15 protein-coding genes are annotated in these 18427 nt (G+C 72.4%); 11 read left to right on the top strand and 4 right to left on the bottom strand.

Annotated features, from left to right (window positions below):
* Window positions 1-40: 40 nt before the first annotated feature.
* The 3 genes from FHX46_RS19835 to FHX46_RS19825 are packed head-to-tail and all read right to left on the bottom strand — an operon-like array spanning window position 41 to window position 2657.
* The gene (locus FHX46_RS19835) at window positions 41-703 is read right to left on the bottom strand and encodes a methionine ABC transporter permease (RefSeq protein ID WP_167097686.1); all 663 of its coding nucleotides are present in this window, start codon (window positions 701-703) and stop codon (window positions 41-43) included.
* Window positions 700-1713, bottom strand: a complete 1014-nt coding sequence (locus FHX46_RS19830; protein ID WP_167117202.1) for a methionine ABC transporter ATP-binding protein — start codon at window positions 1711-1713, stop codon at window positions 700-702. Before FHX46_RS19830 ends, FHX46_RS19835 begins: the two co-directional genes overlap by 4 nt.
* Complete coding sequence (locus FHX46_RS19825; protein WP_167117199.1) at window positions 1710-2657, bottom strand: MetQ/NlpA family ABC transporter substrate-binding protein; 948 nt, start codon at window positions 2655-2657, stop codon at window positions 1710-1712. The genes FHX46_RS19830 and FHX46_RS19825 overlap by 4 nt, the downstream gene beginning before the upstream one ends.
* Before the next feature lie 237 nt (window positions 2658-2894).
* Here FHX46_RS19825 and FHX46_RS19820 point away from each other — a divergent pair, with 237 nt between their 5' ends.
* The 4 genes from FHX46_RS19820 to FHX46_RS19805 all read left to right on the top strand — a co-directional run bounded on the left by FHX46_RS19820 (window position 2895) and on the right by FHX46_RS19805 (window position 8651).
* Window positions 2895-3056 carry a hypothetical protein gene (locus FHX46_RS19820; RefSeq protein WP_167097680.1) on the top strand — a complete coding sequence of 54 codons (162 nt, stop codon included), beginning with the start codon at window positions 2895-2897 and terminating at the stop codon, window positions 3054-3056.
* Window positions 3057-3112: 56 nt separating this feature from the next.
* Window positions 3113-3979 carry an endonuclease/exonuclease/phosphatase family protein gene (locus tag FHX46_RS19815; protein WP_313886287.1) on the top strand — a complete coding sequence of 289 codons (867 nt, stop codon included), beginning with the start codon at window positions 3113-3115 and terminating at the stop codon, window positions 3977-3979.
* Between the two features lie 94 nt (window positions 3980-4073).
* Window positions 4074-4529, top strand: a complete 456-nt coding sequence (locus tag FHX46_RS28285; protein ID WP_208400212.1) for a hypothetical protein — start codon at window positions 4074-4076, stop codon at window positions 4527-4529.
* 3 nt (window positions 4530-4532) lie between these two features.
* Entirely contained in the window at window positions 4533-8651 is a 4119-nt protein-coding gene (locus FHX46_RS19805; RefSeq protein WP_167117193.1) for a cation-translocating P-type ATPase, read from the top strand.
* Window positions 8652-8891: 240 nt separating this feature from the next.
* Here the strand turns inward: FHX46_RS19805 and FHX46_RS19800 are convergent, their stop codons facing one another.
* A complete protein-coding gene (locus FHX46_RS19800) occupies window positions 8892-9893 on the bottom strand; it encodes a LacI family DNA-binding transcriptional regulator (protein WP_167121575.1) in 1002 nt (333 codons plus the stop codon).
* A gap of 215 nt (window positions 9894-10108) precedes the next feature.
* Here FHX46_RS19800 and FHX46_RS19795 point away from each other — a divergent pair, with 215 nt between their 5' ends.
* The 7 genes from FHX46_RS19795 to FHX46_RS19765 all read left to right on the top strand — a co-directional run bounded on the left by FHX46_RS19795 (window position 10109) and on the right by FHX46_RS19765 (window position 18426).
* Entirely contained in the window at window positions 10109-11626 is a 1518-nt protein-coding gene (locus tag FHX46_RS19795) for a sugar ABC transporter ATP-binding protein (RefSeq protein ID WP_167117190.1), read from the top strand.
* An 88-nt stretch (window positions 11627-11714) separates the two neighbouring features.
* Window positions 11715-12761, top strand: coding sequence for an ABC transporter permease (locus FHX46_RS19790; RefSeq protein WP_390622633.1), 1047 nt, complete (start codon window positions 11715-11717; stop codon window positions 12759-12761).
* Complete coding sequence (locus FHX46_RS19785) at window positions 12754-13746, top strand: ABC transporter permease (RefSeq protein ID WP_167117187.1); 993 nt, start codon at window positions 12754-12756, stop codon at window positions 13744-13746. The genes FHX46_RS19790 and FHX46_RS19785 overlap by 8 nt, the downstream gene beginning before the upstream one ends.
* Window positions 13747-13761: 15 nt before the next feature.
* On the top strand, window positions 13762-14826 hold the full coding sequence (gene rhaS, locus FHX46_RS19780) for a rhamnose ABC transporter substrate-binding protein (RefSeq protein WP_167117184.1): 1065 nt from the start codon (window positions 13762-13764) through the stop codon (window positions 14824-14826).
* Between the two features lie 58 nt (window positions 14827-14884).
* Complete coding sequence (locus FHX46_RS19775; RefSeq protein ID WP_167117181.1) at window positions 14885-15211, top strand: L-rhamnose mutarotase; 327 nt, start codon at window positions 14885-14887, stop codon at window positions 15209-15211.
* Window positions 15208-16383 (top strand): L-rhamnose isomerase, encoded by a 1176-nt coding sequence (gene rhaI, locus FHX46_RS19770; protein WP_167117178.1) that lies wholly within the window; start codon window positions 15208-15210, stop codon window positions 16381-16383. The genes FHX46_RS19775 and rhaI overlap by 4 nt, the downstream gene beginning before the upstream one ends.
* A 6-nt stretch (window positions 16384-16389) precedes the next feature.
* Window positions 16390-18426 carry a bifunctional aldolase/short-chain dehydrogenase gene (locus FHX46_RS19765; RefSeq protein WP_167117175.1) on the top strand — a complete coding sequence of 679 codons (2037 nt, stop codon included), beginning with the start codon at window positions 16390-16392 and terminating at the stop codon, window positions 18424-18426.
* Window position 18427 lies beyond the last annotated feature (1 nt).

Genomic DNA, 18427 nt, shown 5'->3' with positions numbered 1-18427 from the left:
ACTGTCCGCCCTGTCCGGCGCCGCGTCAACGGCCTGGACCTCAACGACGCAGCGCCTTGCGCGCCAGCCAGTTGCCGAGGAACTGCGCGCCCTGCACCAGCACGATGATCGTGATCACCGCGAGCCAGGTCACCGCCCAGTTGAAACGGTGGTAGCCGTAGGTGATGGCGAAGTCGCCGAGCCCGCCACCGCCGACCGCGCCCGCCACGGCCGTCATGTCGACGATCGCGACGAACACGAAGGTGTAGCCCAGCACCAGCGGCCCGAGCGCCTCGGGCACCAGCAGCGTCAGGATGATCCGCATCGGGCTCGCGCCCATCGCCCGCGCCGCCTCGATCACGCCCGGGTCGATCGTGACCAGGTTCTGCTCCACGATCCGGGAGATCCCGAACGTGGCCGCGAACACCAGCGCGAACGTCGCCGCCACGGTGCCCAGCTGGGTGCCCACCGCGAGGATCGTCACCGGGCCGATCGCCGTGATGAAGATGATGAACGGGATCGGCCGGATGATGTTGACCAGCACGTTGAGCACGGTGAACACGAACCGGTTCGCCAGCAGCCCGCCCGCGCGGGTGGTGTAGAGCAGGATGCCCAGCACCAGCCCGAGCGCGCCGCCGACCAGCAGCGTGACCACGGCCATGCCCAGCGTCTGCGCGATCGCGTCCCAGAACACCGGGCCGAGCGTCTCCCAGTCGAGGCTCATGCCGGGATCTCCTCGATCTCGGTGGTCGTGCGCAGATCGTCGATGAGCGCGTCCACGTCGTCGTCGGCGCCGAGCAGCTCCAGCGTCAGCCCGCCGAACGAGCGCCCGGACAACGCGGTGATACCGCCGTAGACGATTTCGAACCGCACGTTGTGCTTGCCCACCGCGTCCGACAGCACCGCGCCCAGCCGGCCCGCGTCGTGGATGCGCGCCGACACCAGCCGTCCGCCGTGCCGGGAACGGATGCGCTCCAGGTCCGCGCCGCCCGGCGTGTCCCGCACCACCGAGCCGACGAACCGCTTCGCCGTCCCGGTCTTCGGCGCGGAGAACACGTCGAACACGCTGCCCTGCTCGATGACCCGGCCCGAGTCGAGGACCGCGACCCGGTCGGCGATCTCGCGCACCACCTCCATCTCGTGCGTGATCACCACGATCGTCACGCCCAGCTCGGTGTTGACCCGCTTGAGCAGCCGCAGCACCTCGCCGGTGGTCTCCGGGTCGAGCGCACTGGTGGACTCGTCGGCGAGCAGGATCTTCGGGTTCGTCGCCAGCGCGCGGGCGATGCCCACGCGCTGCTTCTGGCCGCCGGAGAGCTGGTCCGGGTAGTGCCACGCCTTGTCCGTGATCCCCACGAACTTCAGCAGCTCGGCCACCCGTTCCCGGCGCCGCGCCTTGTCCCAGCCCGCCACCTTCAGCGGATAGGCGACGTTGCCGAACACCGTGCGCGACCGGAACAGGTTGAACTGCTGGAAGATCATGCCGATCCCGGCCCGCACCGACCGCAGTTCGCGCTCACCCAGCGCGGTCAGGTCCACGCCGTCGACGAGCACCCGGCCGGAGGTGACCGGTTCGAGCGCGTTGATCAGCCGGACCAGCGTGCTCTTGCCGGCGCCGGAGTAGCCGATGATCCCGAACACCTCGCCGGCGGCGATGGTCAGGTCGACGTCCGCCAGCGCCGTGACGTCACCGAACCGCTTGGTGACGCCCTGGAATTCGATCAGTGCGCTCACTTCTTCGCGGCCCGCACGGTCTGCTCGAGGCGGGCCAGGATGGCCTGCAGGTCGCTGTTGGGACGCTCCACCAGCACGGCGGTGTTCTTCGACTCGGCCTTCACCTCACCGGCCACCCGCGGGTCCCGGTAGAGCTGGGCCAGCTTCAGGTAGGTCGGGTTGTCCTTGTCCTGCGCACGGGTGACGAAGGTGTTGATGTAGGGCTCGGCGGACGGGTTCGCCGGGTCGTCGTTGAACAGCGCCTTCGACGGGTCCAGGTTCGCGTCCAGGGCGAAGTTGTTGTTGACGACGGCACCGTCGACCGACGGCAGCGCGGCCACGGTCTGCGACGCGTCGACCGGGGTGACGGTGACCTTCGACGCGGCCTGGTCGATCTCGGCCGGGGTGGACAGCACGGTCCCGCCGCCGCGCAGCGTGATCAGCCCGGCCGACTGGAGCACCAGCAGGGCGCGTGCCTGGTTCGTCGGGTCGTTCGGGATCGCGACGCGGCCGCCCTGCGGGATCTCGGCGAGGGCCGCGTGCTTGCGCGAATACAGGCTCAGCGGCACCACGTAGGTCGAGCCGATCGGGGTGAGGTTCTGGTTCGCCGACACGTTGTAGTTGGCGAGGAACAGCAGGTGCTGGAACAGGTTGAGATCCAGCTGGCCCTGGGCGAGCGCCGGGTTGGCCTGCGTGTAGTCGGAGAAGTTCACCAGCTCCAGGTCGATGCCGTTGTCGGCGGCGATCTGCCGGAAGTTCTTCCAGTAGTCGGCGCTCGCGTCGGTGACCCCGATCTTCACGGTGGTGCGGCCGGCGGCCGTGCCGGAGTCCGAGGTCGCGTTCACGACGATCAGGACCACGGCGACGAGGACGACGACCACGGCGAGGGTGACGCCGATCAGCGGACCGCGCCGGCGGCGCGGCTTGTGCGGGAGGAGGGCGTCGTCGGAGGTGTTGTCGGACATGGCGACATCCTGCCGCCAGTCACCGGAATGGAGGACGACTGTCTCACATGGTGACCGGATGTGGTATGGATTTGCCTTCGATCCTCCGGATGTGCTAGCCGTGCGCCGTCGAATCGTCCGCGGAAGCTGTCCGGTGCCTGCGCGCCGTGATCGGTCCTGACTCCGGTGGCACCGCTTCGCGGGTGATTCCGCGTCTCCGTGGTGCGGCCCCGCGCGCCGAGGAGGATCGTGGAGGGCATGGCGGATCCGAACGTGTCGGGATGGGCCGCGGCCGGCGGCGTGCTCGTCCTGGCCATCATCGCGTCCGCCGCCCTGGGTGACGCATGGTACTTCCTGGCCGGCGTGATGGCGGGGCTGGGCCTGCTGGCCGGAATGCGGCCGGGCACACCGACGCACTGACCGCCCCTGCGGCGCGCGTGCCGGGAAACCCGCCGGGGGTTGCCCACCCGGCTATGGTGATCATCATGCGGCTCGCGGCGGCGGTCATGGCGGTGGTTCTGGCTCTCGGCGCGGCCACTGGGACCACCGCGGCCACCGCGACCCCAACGGCCACTGCGACCACTGAGGCCGCTGCGGCCACTGCGGCACGGCCGGGAATCACGGTCGCCACCTACAACATCCACGCCGGCGCGGGCGAGGACGGCGTGTTCGACCTCGGCCGCACCGCGGCGGCGATCCGGGACCTGCACGCGGACGTCGTCGGGTTGCAGGAGGTCGACGTCCACTGGGACGTCCGCAGCGGTTACCGCGACGAGGCCGCCGAGCTGGCCCGTGCCCTGCGGATGCACGTGTTCTTCGCGCCGATCTACGACCTCGATCCGCCCGCGCCCGGTGCGCCGCGCCGCCGGTTCGGCGTCGCGGTGCTGAGCCGTTACCCGGTCATCGCCGCGCGCAACCTCGAGATCACCCGGTTGTCCACGGTCACCCCGGGCGCTCCGCCGGCGCCCGCGCCCGGTTTCGCCGAGGTGACCGTCGCCGCGCCCGGCGGCCCGCTGCGGGTCTACACCACGCACCTCGACTACCGGGCCGACCCGGCCGTGCGCCGGGCCCAGATCGCCGACATGCTCGCCGTCCTCGATGCCCGGCCCGGACCGGAAATCCTCACCGGCGACTTCAACGCCGAACCCGCCGCGCCCGAGCTCGCTCCACTGTGGACAAGGCTGGCGGACGCCGATCCGCACGGCGGCACCTACCCGGCCGCGGAACCGTTGAAACGCATCGATTTCGTGACCGCCTCCCAGCCGCTGACCGTCCGGGACGCCCGCACGATCGCGAGCACGGCGTCCGACCACCGCCCGGTGATCGCCCGGTTCACCCGGTAGCGCGCAATTCGGATCGGCCGCGTTCACCAAGGGTTCAGTCGATCTTCATTCGGCCGTAGCATGAGCCGGGTCGCTGGGGGCAGGGAGGAGCGCCATGACCAGCAGCACGCCCGGGCAGGAGAACGAACCCAAACCTCGCACGGCCACGGTCAACCTGCCCTTCGTCAAGGCCGAGTTCCGCGCACCGGACCTGCGCCTGCCGAAACCGCGAGTGCCGGACCGCGACGAGGTGACCGCCGCCCTCGGCGCCGCCCGGTCGTTCCTGCCGCCGCCCCGGCAGCTCGCGTACTGGGGCGGGCTCGGAGTGCTCGCCGCGGTCGAGCTGATCGAGTGGCCGGTGGCCGTCGCGATCGGCGTCGGCACGGCCGTCGCGAGCCGCGCCCGCGGTGCGGAGCCGCGGCCGCCCGCGGCGCAGCCGGCGGGCGAGCCCGGGCAGGCGCAGCAGGGCGGCGAGTCCGGGCCGACCTCGCCCGCGGCCCAGGCGGCGCAGACCAAGCCCGCCCGGGCGCGCTCCGGGACGCAGAAGCGGAGTGGCGGCGCGGACACCTAGCCCATGCGCCTGCCCTCCCCGGCCGGCGTCGTGCGCGCCCTCACCGGGCGCCGCTGCTGGACCTCCGGGCACCGCACCCACCTGGAGGTCCGTGGGCTGCACGAAACCGGCACCGCGAGCGCGGCCGGCGACCTCGAACGGCGCCTGACCGATCTCGACGGCGTGCACGCCGCCGCGGTGAACGCCGCACTCGGCCGGGTCGCGGTGCACCACGATCCGGACGTGCCGGGCAGCGCCCTGGAGGGGGTCGTCAGCCAGGCCGAACGCGACTGGAACCTCACCGGCACCGCGCCCGCGAGCGAGATCCACCCGGCCAACCCCGCACCGGCCGTGCGTGAACTGGTCGCCCTGGGCACGCACCTCGCCGGGCTCACCTACACCGCGCTCGGCCGCGTCCTGCCCGCGCCCCCGGTGCCCGCCGTCGTACCCACACTGGTGTCCCTGGTGGACTCCACGCCCGGCCTGCGCGGCGGGCTGGAACGGGTTCTCGGCCGTCCCGCCACCGAGGCCGTCCTCGCCCTCGGCGGGGCGGTCAGCCAGTCGCTCGCGCAACGACCGGTCGGACTGGTCACCGACGCCGCCTACCGCTGGTGCGTGCGGCGCGAGATCACCGCGCGACGGCAGGCGTGGGAGCACTGGGAACGCCGCACAAGCGACCGGATCGACCGGCACCGGGCCGAACCGCTGCCCGCGCCGCAGCGCCCGCGGCCCCGCCCGGACGGGCCGGTCGAACGGGTCGCGCACGCCACCGCCGGTCTCGGCGTCGCGGGCGCGCTCGGCACGCTCCTCGCCACGCGCGACGGCCGGCGCGCCGGCGGCATCCTGCCGGCCGCGGTGCCGCGCCCGGCGAAGGCCGGCCGCGAGGCGTTCGCCGCGCAGGTGGTCCGGGATCTCGCCGCGGCCGGCACGCTGGTCCTGGAACCGGCGGCGATCCGCCGCCTGGATCGCGTCGGCCACGTCGTCGTGGACGCGGAGCTGTTGCGCACCGGGCGCCGGGTGCCCGGGCAGGTCGTGGTCACGGGCGACGCGGATCCGGACGACGTGGTCGGTGCCGTCCTCGAGTGGGACGGCACGCAGACCCGCTGGGGGGACTGGTCGGTGCGGCGCCGCGGGGACACGATCGAGGTGTCGCACCGGGACGTGGTGGTCGGGCTCGCCGCGATGGAGGACGAGCCGCACCCGCTCGCCGAGGCGGTGCTAGCCGCGGCGCGGCGCGCGGGCACCGTGGTCCGCGCCGAACCGGCCGGGCTGCCCGGCCGGGTCCGCGAACTCCAGGCCGGCGGGCACATGGTCGCGGTGATCTCACCGGACCCGCTCGCCACCGCCGTCGCCGACGTCGGCATCGGCGTACCGGGCCGCGACGGGGACCTGCCGTGGCACGCCGATGTCCTCTGCCCCGGCCTGGAGCAGGCGTGCGGGGTGCTGGAAGCCGTCGAACCCGCGCGCCGCGCCAGCCGCTACGCCGCCGGGCTGTCGGCGGCCGGATCCACGCTCGGCGCGGTGTTCGGCGGCTTCGGCCCCGCCGGGACCGCGGGGTCCCGTGCCGGGTTCCCGGTCAGCTTCGCCACCCTGCTCGCCCTGGGCACCGGGTTGTGGACCGGGTCGGAGGCCGGGCGCAAGCCGGTGCCGATCCCGCTGGACCGCACGCCCTGGCACGCGATGTCCCCGGACGCCGTGCTGGCCCGGCTGGAGAGCCGCCACACCGGGCTGGCCGCCGAGGAGTCCGCGGAACGCCGCCGCGCCGAGTACCGCGAGCCGGAGGCGATGACGCTCGCGCGCGCGTCGGCCGAGGAACTCGGCGGGCCGCTCACCCCGGCGCTCGCCGCGGGGGCCGGGGTGAGCGCGAGCCTGGGATCGATCACCGACGCCGTGCTCATCATCGGGGTCCTCGGGCTGAACGCGCTGATCGGCGGCCTGCAACGGCTGGGCGCCGACCGCGAACTGCACCACCTGCTCGACACCAGCGCGCTGCAGGTGCGGCTGCGCCGGGTCGGCACCGCGCTGACCGCGCGGGCGGAGGTGCTCGTGCCCGGGGACGTGATCGAACTGCGCGCCGGGGACGCCGTGCCGGCCGACTGCCGTGTGCTGGAGGCGTTCGGCCTCGAGGTGGACGAGTCGAGCCTGACCGGCGAGTCGCAGCTGGTGACCAAGAGCGAGCCACCGACCGCCGCGGCCGCCGTCGCCGACCGGTCGTCGATGCTCTACCGCGGCACCGTCGTCGCCGCCGGGCGCGGCACCGGCGTGGTCGTCGCCACCGGCGAGCGCACCGAGGCCGGCCGCACCGCCCGGCTGGACGGGGAGGCGCCCCCGGTGACCGGCGTGGCGGCGCGGCTGGCCGAGCTGACCCGCCTCACGCTGCCGGTGACGCTCGGCGCCGGCGTGGCCCTGCTGCTCGCGGACCTGGCCCGGGGCAACGGGATCAGCCAGGCGCTCGGCCGCGCCGTCGGGTTGTCGGTGGCTGCGGTACCGGAGGGGCTGCCGTTCGTCGCCACGGTCGCCGAGCTGGCGTCCGCCCGGCGGCTGGCGCGGCGCGGGGTGCTGGCGCGCAGCCCGTCCACCATCGAGGCGCTGGGCCGCGTCGACGTGCTGTGCTTCGACAAGACCGGCACCCTCACCGAGGGCCGGATCCGGTTGCAGGAGGTGTCCGACGGGCACCGCACGCGGCCGGTCGGCGAACTGACCCCGGAGCTGGCCGGGGTGCTGGCCGCCGCGGTGCGGGCGAGCCCGTGGCACCTGACCGGGGAGACGCTGCCGCACCCGACCGACCGCGCGGTGCTCGACGCGGCCGCGGCGCACGGCATTGGCCCCGGGGACGTGACCTGGTTGTCGGAGCTGGGGTTCGAGCCGTCCCGCGGCTACCACGCGGTGCTCGCCGACACCCCGGACGGCCCGCTGCTCAGCGTCAAGGGCGCACCGGAGGCGGTGCTCGCGCGCTGCGACGGGCCGGACCGGCTGCCCGCCGCCGACCGGCTGGCGCGGCAGGGGTTCCGGATGCTCGCGGTCGCCGAACGCCGGGCGTCCGGGCGCGGCGACCTGGCGGAGAGCCGCATTCGCGGCCTGACGTTCCGCGGCCTGCTCGCGCTGGCCGATCCGGTCCGGCCCACTGCCGCGGGCGCGGTGGCGGACCTGCGGCGCGCGGGGGTGCGGGTCGTGATGATCACCGGTGACCACCCGGGCACCGCCGCCGCCATCGCCGCCGACCTCGGTCTGGACACCGGGCCGGCCGTGATGACCGGAGCCGAGATCGACGCCGCGAGCGACGACGAGCTGGCCGCGCGGGCGCCGGACGTGTCGGTGTTCGCCCGGGTCAGCCCGGCGCAGAAGGCGCGGATCGTGCGGCAGCTCAACCGTGCCGGACGGGTGGTGGCGATGACCGGCGACGGCGCCAACGACGTGCCCGCCATCCGTCTCGCGCACGTCGGTATCGCGCTCGGTGCGACGGCGACCCCGGCCACCCGGGAGGCCGCCGACCTGGTCGTCACCGACGACCGCATCGAGACGATCACCGACGCGATCGTCGAGGGCCGCGCGATGTGGGCGTCGGTGCGCGACGCCTTGTCGATCCTGCTCGGCGGGAACCTGGGCGAGGTCGCGTTCACCGTTGGCGCCGGGGTGCTCAGCAACCGGGCCGCGCTGAACGCGCGGCAGCTGCTGCTGGTCAACCTGCTGACCGACGTGCTGCCCGCGATGGCCGTCGCGGTGCGCCCGCCGCCGGACGCCGATCCCGCGCACCTGCTGTCCGAGGGGCCGGAGACGTCGCTGGGCGCCGTCCTGACGCGCGACCTGATCGCCCGCGCGGCGACCACCGCGGGCGCGGCGCTCGGTGGGTGGATGCTCGCCCGCCCGGTCGGCACGCCGTCGCAGGCGAGCACGGCCGGCCTGGTCGCGCTGGTGGCCGCCCAGCTCGGGCAGACGATGGCGGTGCGCGGGCGGACACCGCTGGTGGTGGCCGCCGGGGCCGGCTCGCTGCTCGCGCTGGCGGCCATCGTGCAGATCCCCGGGGTGAGCGGGTTCTTCGGCTGCAGCCCGCTGCTGCCGCACCAGTGGGGCATCGCGCTGGGTGCGGCGGCCGTGGCGACGGTGGCGCAGCTCGCGGTGCAGCGGCTGCGCACCGGGCACTGAACGCGCGTACCCGGCACGGGGTGTTCCGGACGGGTTCACCCGCGCGACACGCGCCCGCCGCCGTGGCCTCATCCGCGCGAGCGACGGTGCCGGGGTAGACCCGAAGACGAGGAGTTCCCGATGGCCGAGTTTGTCGCCACCGTGCTTGCCAAGATCGGTGCGAACCTGCTCGAATCGTTGATCCTGCGGCTCGCGCAGTCGCTGTTCGCGTCGTCGTTCGCGCCGGCGAACGCCTGAGCGTCAGGCGCCGTACCGGGTGGACGCCCGGACCACCAGCTCCGGCGTGAACACCACCTGCTGGTGCCGGTGCCGCGGATCCGCCGTCTCCTGCAGGAGCAGTTCCGCGGCCGTGCGGCCCAGTTGCCGCCGCGGCTGCCGCACCGAGGTCAGCGGCACGGCGGCGGCCGCCGCGAAGTCGATGTCGTCGTAACCGACGATCGCGAGGTCGCCGGGCACCTGCAGCCGCAGGCTCACGCACGTCTGCAGCAGGCCGAGCGCCAGCAGGTCGTTGGCGCAGAACGCGGCGGTCGGCCGTGTCGAGGCCGGCAGCCCGGCCAGCCGCTGCCCAGCGGTCCGTCCCTCCGCGACGGTCAGCGCGGACGTCGTCAGGTCGACCAGGTTCTCCGGCCCCCGCCCGGCCTCCTGCAACGCCCGCACCGCGCCCTCGCGCCGGTCGCGCACCTGGCCGAGGGTGTCCGGGCCGCCGATGAACGCCACCCGCTCGTGCCCGAGCTCCAGCAGGTGCTGCACCGCGAGGTGCCCGCCCAGCACGTCGTCCACCGCGACCGAGCAGTGGTCGCCGGACTGTCCGGTGCGGTCCACGATCACCACCGGGATGCCGTGCGCCGCGGTCTCCGCCAGCACCGGTGAGTCCGGATCGACCGGGGTGATCAGGATCCCCTGCACCCGCTGCTGTTCCAGGCGGCTGAGGTAGTCACGCTCGCGCTCGGCGCGGTTGGCGCTGTTGCACAGGAACAACGACAGGTCCGCCTCGTCGGCCGCGTCCTCCACCCCTGCGGCCACGTCGGCGAAGAACGGGTTGCTGCCGTCGAGCATCACGTAGGCCAGGATCCGGCTGCGCCCGGCACGCAATTGCCGGGCGGTCTCGTTGCGCACGAACTTCAGTTCGGCCATCGCCGCTTCGACCTTCGCGCGGGTGCGCGGGCTGACCCGGTCCGGCCGGTTGAGGACGTTCGACACGGTCCCCAGTGACACGCCGGCCGCCGCCGCGACGTCCTTGATCCCCGCGGCGCGGGGCTCGGGAACCGCGGTCCCGCCCGTGCTGGTGCGCGTCACGTGAGCCTCCCCTTGAAACGTCTAACAAGCGTCGATGTTATCGGATCGCGACGGTAGAACCGCAGCTGAACTGCACAAAAAACTTGTCGTTGACTTCGTGATGAAGCGCATAGTAGCGTCAGCGCGCCAGGTTTGTGAAACCTTTCATTTCGGAGGTCGCGATGGTGCGACAGGACCCGGGCGCCGTGCCCTTGCTGGAGGTCCGCGGCGTCACGAAGTCGTTCGGCGCGGTGGCCGCCGTGCAGGGGGTGTCCTTCCCGCTCCACGCCGGCGAGGCGCACGCGCTCGTGGGGGAGAACGGCGCGGGCAAGTCGACCATCGTCAAGATGCTCGCCGGGGTCCACCGCCCCGACACCGGTTCGCTGCTGGTCGATGGGCAGCCCGTCGAGTTCTCGTCCCCGGCCGACGCCAAGGCCGCCGGGATCGCGGTGATCTACCAGGAACCCACGCTGTTCCCCGACCTCACGGTCGAGGAGAACATCGTGATGGGCCGGCACCCGCGCAAGCGGCTGGGCATGATCGACCGGGGCTCGATCCGGGCCGAGGCGGAGAAGCTGTTCGCCCGCCTGGGCGTGCGGATCGACCCGGGCCGCCCGGCGCGCGGCCTGTCGATCGCCGACCAGCAGATCGTCGAGATCGCCAAGGCGCTCTCCGCCGACGCGCGGGTGCTGATCATGGACGAGCCGACCGCGGCGCTGTCGCTGGTCGAGGTCGAGCGCCTGTTCTCGGTCGCGCGCACCCTGCGCGACGAGGGCGCGGCCATCATGTTCATCTCACACCGCTTCGAGGAGATCACCGAGCTGTGCCAGCGCGTGACGATCATGCGGGACGGCCGGCACGTCTCCACCGATCCACTGGACCAGCTGACCGTCGACGAGATGGTCCGCCGCATGGTCGGCCGCGAGCTGGACGCGTTGTTCCCCAAGCAGGACGTCGAACCGGGCGAGGTGGTGCTCGAAGTGGACGGCCTCACCCGCGAGGGCGTCTTCCGGGACATCTCGTTCTCGGTGCGGGCCGGGGAGATCGTGGCCTTCGCCGGGCTGGTCGGCAGTGGACGGTCCGAAGTGGTCCAGGCCGTGTTCGGCGTCGACGAGCGCGACGCGGGAACCGTGAAGCTGCACGGGCGCAAGCTCAAACCGGGCTCGCCCCGGGCCGCCATGGCCGCGGGCATGGCACTCGTGCCCGAGGACCGCCGGCAGCAGGGGCTGGTGATGGACCTGTCGATCGAGCGGAACGTGACCCTGCCCCGCTCGGGCGCGCTGGCGAAGCTGGGGTTCCTGTTCGGCGGCGGCGAACGCCGCGAAGCACTGCGCTGGACCGAGCGCCTGCAGACCAAGTACGGCCGCCTCACCGACCTCGTCGGCACGCTGTCCGGCGGCAACCAGCAGAAGGTCGTGCTGGCCAAGTGGCTGTCGATGGCGCCGAGCGTGCTGATCGTCGACGAGCCGACGCGGGGCATCGACGTCGGCACGAAGGCCGAGGTGCACCGGCTGATGTCGTCCCTGGCAGCCGACGGGGTCGCGGTGATCATGGTGTCGTCCGAGCTGCCCGAGGTGCTCGGCATGGCCGACCGCGTGCTGGTGATGCGGGAGGGCCGGATCGTCGCGGAGATCCCGGGCGCACAGGCCAGTGAGGACTCTGTGATGTTCGCGGCGATGGGCCAGGGAGCGGTGGCATGAGGACTGCGGGCAGGTCCGGATCATCGAGCACCACGCTCGCCGACGTGATGATGCTGTCGCGCCTCGGCGCGTCCGGAAAGGAGGCGGCGTGAACGCGACGAAAGCGGTAGCACCCAAGATGAACCCGGGGCGGACCGCGGCAGGTGGCCGGTTCCGGCTCGGCGGGTTGTTCCGGGCGCGTGAGGCGGGCATCGTGCTCGCCCTGGTCGTGCTGGTCGCGTTCACCGCGACGCAGAACGCGCGGTTCCTGTCCGCGCAGAGCGTCCGCGACATCCTGCTGAACACCGCGATCCTTGCGGTGCTCGCGGTCGGGCAGGCGACCGTGATGATCACCCGCAACATCGACCTGTCGGTCGGCTCGGTGCTCGGCCTGTCCGCGTTCGCGACCGGCTCGCTGCTGCAGGCCAACCAGGGCCTGCCGGTGATCGTGGCGCTGATCACCGGCGTCGCGGTCGGCGCGGCGTGCGGGGCGCTCAACGGTGCCGTGGTCCGGTTCGGCAAGGTGCCCGCGCTGGTGGTCACCCTCGGCACGCTCTACGCCTTCCGCGGCGCGGCCTACTTCTGGGCCGGCGGCGAGCAGATCAACGCCGACGAGCTGCCCGGGCACTTCCTGCGCTTCGGCAATTCCGCCATCCTGGGCATCCCGTGGCTGGTGCTGATCGCCGCGATCGTGCTGGTGGTCGCGGGGATCGTGCTGCGCAGCTACCGCGCCGGCCGCGAGCTGTACGCGATGGGGTCCAGCCCGCAGGCCGCGGAGCTGGCCGGGATCAAGGTCGGCCGCAACACCATCGCCGCCTTCGTGGTCTCCGGTGCGCTCGCCGGGGTCGCCGGGGTGCTGTTCGCCGCGCGCTTCGGCACGATCGACGCCGCCGCCGGCAACGGCTACGAGCTGAACGTGGTCGCCGCCGCGGTGGTCGGCGGGGTCGCGGTGTTCGGCGGCAGCGGCACCGTGTGGGGCGCGGGCCTGGGTGCGCTGCTGCTCACCGTCATCGGCAGCTCGCTGGCCGTCCTCGACATCAACCAGTTCTGGCAGCAGGCCATCGTCGGCGCGCTGATCCTGCTCGCGATCGGGGCGGACCGGCTGGTCGCCGTGCGGGTCGCCAAGTCACTGAAGAAGAGGGATTCCCATGTCTGACAAGGGGACGCGGCCGGCGTGGCTGTCCCGCCTGGCGAGCTGGGACGCGGCGGTCATCGTGATCACGGTGCTGGTGCTGGTGATCGCGTCCGGCGCGGTCGAGAACTTCGGCAGCAGCCGCAACTTCACCTTCCTGCTGCTGGACCTGCTGCCGATCGCGCTGATCGCGCTGCCGATGACGTTCGTGATCGTGACCGGCGAGATCGATCTGTCGGTGGCGAGCACGCTCGGCCTCACCTCGGCGGTGATGGGTGATCTGTGGAACCGCGGCCTGCCCATCGAGACGATCATCCCGCTGTGCCTGGTGCTCGGGGCGGTGCTGGGCGCGCTGAACGGGTTCTTCGTGACCGTGCTGAAACTGCCGTCGCTGGCCGTCACCATCGGCACCCTGGCGCTGTACCGCGGGCTGGCGTTCGTGGTGCTGGGCGACTCCGCGGTGGCCGACTTCCCACGCGACTACACCTCCTGGGTGACCGGCACGATCGGCGGCGGTGCGATCCCGAACGTGCTGATCCCGCTCGTCGTGCTGGCGCTGGTGTTCGGCCTGGTGCTGCACGCGACCCCGATCGGGCGGTCGGTGTTCGCGGCCGGCGCGAGCGAGCAGGCCGCCCGGTTCGCGGGCATCCGCGTGGCGCCGCTGAAGTTCTGGCTGTACGTGGTCAGCGGGCTGGTCGCCGGTCTCGCCGGGGTGCTGTGGACGCTGCGCTACTCCAGCGCCCGTGCCGACAACGGCCTGGGCATGGAGCTGGCCGTGGTGGCGGCGGTCCTGCTCGGCGGTGTGTCCATCTTCGGCGGCAAGGGCACCCTGCCGGGCGTGCTCGCCGGGGTCGTCCTGCTGGCCACGCTGCAGAACGCCCTGCGCCTGCAGGACGTGTCGAACGAAGCGCTCAACGTCGTCACCGGGGTGCTGCTGATCATCTCGGTGCTCCTGCCCAACATCGTCATCAGGTTCCGGGCTGCGCTGCGGCGCCGGGCGACCACGTAGAAAGGCGAAACGCCCATGAAGAGACGACTCCTCGCCGGTGCGGTGTCGGCAGCCCTCGTGCTGACGGTCGCCGCGTGCGGTGGCACCACCAAGAACGACAGCAGCTCCGCCGGCGGCGGGGCGCAGTCCACCGCGCAGGCGAACCCGAACGCGGCCACCAAGGAAGACGTCAAGATGGCCTTCCTGCCCAAGCAGCTCAACAACCCGTACTCGGACATCGAGGTGGGCGGCGGCAAGACCGCGCTGGACGAGCTCAAGGGCCGGTACAAGCTGGTCGGTCCGAACGACGCCAGCGCCTCCTCGCAGGTCAGCTACATCAACACGCTGATCCAGCAGCAGCAGGACGTCATCGGCATCGCCGCGAACGACCCGAACGCGGTGTGCCCGTCGCTCAACCAGGCCCGCGGGTCCGGCATGAAGGTCGTGGCGTTCGACTCCGACGCGGCCAAGGACTGCCGCGACGTGTTCATCAACCAGGCCACCACCGAGGGCATCGGCGAGCAGCTGGCGAAGATGGCCGGCGAGCTGGCCGGCGGATCCGGCGAGATCGCGATCCTGTCGGCGACCCCGAACGCCACGAACCAGAACGCCTGGATCGAGGTGTTCAAGCAGCAGCTGGCCAAGCCCGAGTACGCGAACCTGAAGCTGGTGAAGGTCGCCTACGGCAACGACGACGACCAGAAGTCGTTCCAGGAGGCGCAGGGCCTGCTCCAGTCGTACCCGAATCTGAAGGCGATCGTCGCGCCCACCACCGTCGGCATCGCCGCGGCCGCCCGCTACATCAGCTCCTCGGCCTACAAGGGCAAGGTCGCGGTGACCGGCCTGGGCACGCCGAACCAGATGCGTGAGTACGTCAAGGACGGCACGGTCACCAAGTTCGCGCTGTGGAACCCGGCCGACATCGGCTACCTGGCCGCCTACGCCGGTGTCGCGCTGGCTTCCGGCCAGATCACCGGTGCCGAGGGCCAGAAGTTCAAGGCGGGCAAGCTCGGTGAGTACACCATCGGCAAGGACGGCGAGATCGTCCTCGGCCCGCCGACGGTGTTCGACGCGAGCAACATCGACCAGTACAACTTCTGATGCTCCCCGGCCGGGCCGCGCCGGCGGCCCGGCCGGGTTTCCACCGAGGGACGAACCCATGGCCCGATACTGCTTCTGCCTGCAGGTCAAACCCGAGCGGACGGCCGAGTACACCGAGCGGCACCGCGCGGTGTGGCCGGAGATGCGGCAGGCGCTGACCGACAGCGGGTGGCGCAACTATTCGCTGTTCCTGCGCGACGACGGCCTGCTGATCGGCTACGTCGAGGCCGATGATCTCGAAGCCGCGCAGGCGGCGATGGCGCGCACCGACGTCAACGCCCGCTGGCAGGCCGAGATGGCCGAGTTCTTCACCGGCCTCGGCGGCCGCGGTCCCGACGAGGGGTTCCAGCTGCTCACCGAGGTCTTCCACCTGGAAGGAAAGTGATCCCGTTGTCCGACCTGACCGCCGTGAAAGAAGCCCTGCGGGCACAGCGGATCGAGACGCCGTCGTGGGCCTTCGCCAACTCCGGCACCCGGTTCAAGGTGTTCCCGCAGCCCGGCGTCCCCCGCACCCCGGAGGAGAAGATCGCCGACGCGGCGAAGGTGCACGAGCTGACCGGTATCGCGCCCACCGTGGCCCTGCACATCCCGTGGGACCGGGTCGGCGACTTCGGGGCGCTGTCCCGCTACGCCAACGATCTCGGCATCGCCATCGGGGCGATCAACACCAACGTCTTCCAGGACGAGGACTACAAGCTCGGCTCGGTCACCAACCCGGACCCGGCGATCCGCCGCAAGGCCACCGATCACCTGCTCGAGGCGATCGACATCATGGACGTCACGGGCTCGCGGGACCTGAAGCTGTGGTTCTCCGACGGCATCAACTACCCCGGCCAGGACGACCTGCGCAGCCGCCAGGACCGGCTCGCCGCGGCGCTGCGCGAAGCCTACGACCGGCTCGGCGCGGACCAGCGGATCCTGCTGGAGTACAAGCTGTTCGAACCGGCCTTCTACGCCACCGACATCCCGGACTGGGGCACCTCCTACGCGCACTGCGTCGAGCTCGGCCCGAAGGCCACGGTCTGCATCGACACCGGCCACCACGCGCCCGGCACCAACATCGAGTTCATCGTGGCGTTCCTGCTGCGGCAGGGCAAGCTCGGTGCGTTCGACTTCAACTCGCGCTTCTACGCCGATGACGACCTGATGGCCGGCGCCGCCGACCCGTTCCAGCTGTTCCGCATCATGTGGGAGATCGTGCGTGCGGACGCGCTCGACCCGTCCGCCGGTATCAACTTCATGCTCGACCAGTGCCACAACATCGAGGCGAAGATCCCCGCCATCATCCGCTCGGTGCTCAACGTGCAGGAGGCCACCGCGAAGGCCCTGCTGGTCGACCGGGACGCCCTGTTCGCCGCCCAGCAGGCGGGTGACGTGCTCGGCGCCAACGCGGTGCTGATGGACGCCTACAACACCGACGTGCGGCCGCTGCTGGCCGAGCTGCGGGAGGAGTCCGGGCTGGACCCGGACCCGATCGCGGCCTACCACCGCAGCGGGTACCAGGACAAGATCGTCGCCGAACGAGCCGACGGCCGGCAGGCCGGCTGGGGGGCCTGAACCACCATGACGAACAATCCCGCCGCCGAACTCATCCGGCGCAGCAACGCCCTGGGTGCGGACCCGCGCAACACCAACTACGCCGGGGGCAACACCTCCGCCAAGGGCAGCGAGACCGACCCGGTCACCGGGCAGCCCACGGAACTGCTGTGGGTCAAGGGATCCGGGGGTGATCTGGGCACGCTGACCGAGGCCGGGCTGGCCGTGCTGCGGCTGGACCGCCTGCGCGCGCTGGCCGGCGTCTACCCCGGTGTCGAGCGCGAGGACGAGATGGTCGCCGCGTTCGACTACTGCCTGCACGGCCGCGGTGGCGCCGCGCCGTCGATCGACACGGCGATGCACGGCCTGGTCGACGCCACGCACGTGGACCACCTGCACCCGGACTCGGGTATCGCGCTGGCCACCGCCGCCGACGGTCCGGCGCTGACCAAGGAGTGCTTCGGCGACCGCGTGGTGTGGGTCGACTGGCGCCGCCCCGGGTTCCAGCTCGGCCTGGACATCGCGGCCGTCAAGAAGGCCAACCCGCAGGCGATCGGCGTGATCCTCGGTGGCCACGGCATCACCGCGTGGGGCTCCACCTCGGAAGAGTGCCGGCAGAATTCCCTGGAGATCATCCGCACCGCCGAGGAGTTCCTCGCCGAGCGGGGCAGGGCCGAGCCGTTCGGCCCGGTGGTGCCGGGCTTCGAGCCGTTGCCGGCGGAGGAGCGCCGTGCGCGGGCCGCCGCGCTCGCGCCGGTGATCCGCGGCCTCGCCTCGACCGACCAGCGCCAGGTCGGGCACTACACCGACAGCGACGTGGTGCTGGACTTCCTGTCCCGGGAGAAGCTGCAACCGCTCGCCGCGCTGGGCACCTCGTGCCCGGACCACTTCCTGCGCACCAAGGTCCGCCCGCTGGTGGTCGACCTGCCGGGCACCGCGCCGCTGGCGGACGTCGTCGCACGGCTGACCGAGCTGCACGCCGCCTACCGCGCCGACTACCGCGCCTACTACGAGCGGCACGCCACGCCGGACAGTCCCGCGATGCGCGGTGCCGACCCGGCGATCGTGCTCGTGCCCGGCGTGGGCATGTTCTCCTTCGGCAAGGACAAGCAGACCGCGCGCGTCGCGGGCGAGTTCTACGTCAACGCGATCAACGTGATGCGCGGCGCCGAGGCGGTGTCCCGCTACGCGCCGATCCCGGAGAGCGAGAAGTTCCGCATCGAGTACTGGGCGCTGGAGGAGGCCAAGCTCCAGCGGATGCCCAAGCCGAAGCCGCTCGCGGGCCGGGTCGCGCTGGTCACCGGCGCGGGCTCGGGCATCGGCCGCGCCATCGCCGAACGGCTCGCCGCCGAGGGCGCGTGCGTCGCGATCGCCGACCTCAACGGCGACGCGGCCGAGGAGGTCGCGCGGAGCATCGGCGGCACCGACCGGGCGGTCTCCGTGGTTGCGAACGTGACCGACGCCGACGCGGTGTCCGCCGCGGTCGACGCGACCGTGCTCGCGTTCGGCGGTATCGACCTGGTGGTCAACAACGCCGGTCTGTCCATTTCGAAGCCGCTGCTGGAGACCACCGAGAAGGACTGGGACTTCCAGCACGACGTGATGGCCAAGGGCTCGTTCCTGGTGTCGCGGGCCGCGGCGAAGGCGATGATCGCGCAGGGTCTCGGCGGCGACATCGTCTACATCTCGTCGAAGAACTCGGTGTTCGCCGGCCCGAACAACGTCGCCTACGGCGCGGCCAAGGCCGACCAGGCGCACCAGGTGCGGCTGCTGGCGGCCGAGCTGGGCGAGCACGGCATCCGCGTCAACGGCGTCAACCCCGACGGGGTGGTGCGCGGCTCCGGGATCTTCGCCGGGGGCTGGGGCGCGCAGCGGGCCGCCGTCTACGGTGTGCCGGAGGAGGACCTGGGCAAGTTCTACGCCCAGCGCACCATCCTCAAGCGCGAGGTGCTGCCCGAGCACGTCGCTGCGGCGGTGTTCGCGCTCACCGGCGGCGACCTGACCCACACCACCGGCCTGCACGTGCCCGTCGACGCGGGTGTCGCGGCCGCGTTCCTCCGCTGAC

Origin of the sequence: Amycolatopsis viridis (assembly GCF_011758765.1) — a bacterium.
Classification (GTDB): Bacteria; Actinomycetota; Actinomycetes; order Mycobacteriales; family Pseudonocardiaceae; genus Amycolatopsis_E; species Amycolatopsis_E viridis.
The sequence above is the reverse complement of the archived record's forward strand: the minus strand, read 5'-3'. Positions and strand labels throughout refer to the sequence as shown.

Coding starts and splice junctions, on each gene's coding strand:
- FHX46_RS19835 (WP_167097686.1), bottom strand. CDS start 703: ATGAGCCTCGACTGGGAGACGCTCGGCCCGGTGTTCTGGGACGCGATC.
- FHX46_RS19825 (WP_167117199.1), bottom strand. CDS start 2,657: ATGTCCGACAACACCTCCGACGACGCCCTCCTCCCGCACAAGCCGCGC.
- FHX46_RS19820 (WP_167097680.1), top strand. CDS start 2,895: ATGGCGGATCCGAACGTGTCGGGATGGGCCGCGGCCGGCGGCGTGCTC.
- FHX46_RS28285 (WP_208400212.1), top strand. CDS start 4,074: ATGACCAGCAGCACGCCCGGGCAGGAGAACGAACCCAAACCTCGCACG.
- FHX46_RS19805 (WP_167117193.1), top strand. CDS start 4,533: ATGCGCCTGCCCTCCCCGGCCGGCGTCGTGCGCGCCCTCACCGGGCGC.
- FHX46_RS19795 (WP_167117190.1), top strand. CDS start 10,109: ATGGTGCGACAGGACCCGGGCGCCGTGCCCTTGCTGGAGGTCCGCGGC.
- FHX46_RS19785 (WP_167117187.1), top strand. CDS start 12,754: ATGTCTGACAAGGGGACGCGGCCGGCGTGGCTGTCCCGCCTGGCGAGC.
- rhaS (WP_167117184.1), top strand. CDS start 13,762: ATGAAGAGACGACTCCTCGCCGGTGCGGTGTCGGCAGCCCTCGTGCTG.
- FHX46_RS19775 (WP_167117181.1), top strand. CDS start 14,885: ATGGCCCGATACTGCTTCTGCCTGCAGGTCAAACCCGAGCGGACGGCC.
- FHX46_RS19765 (WP_167117175.1), top strand. CDS start 16,390: ATGACGAACAATCCCGCCGCCGAACTCATCCGGCGCAGCAACGCCCTG.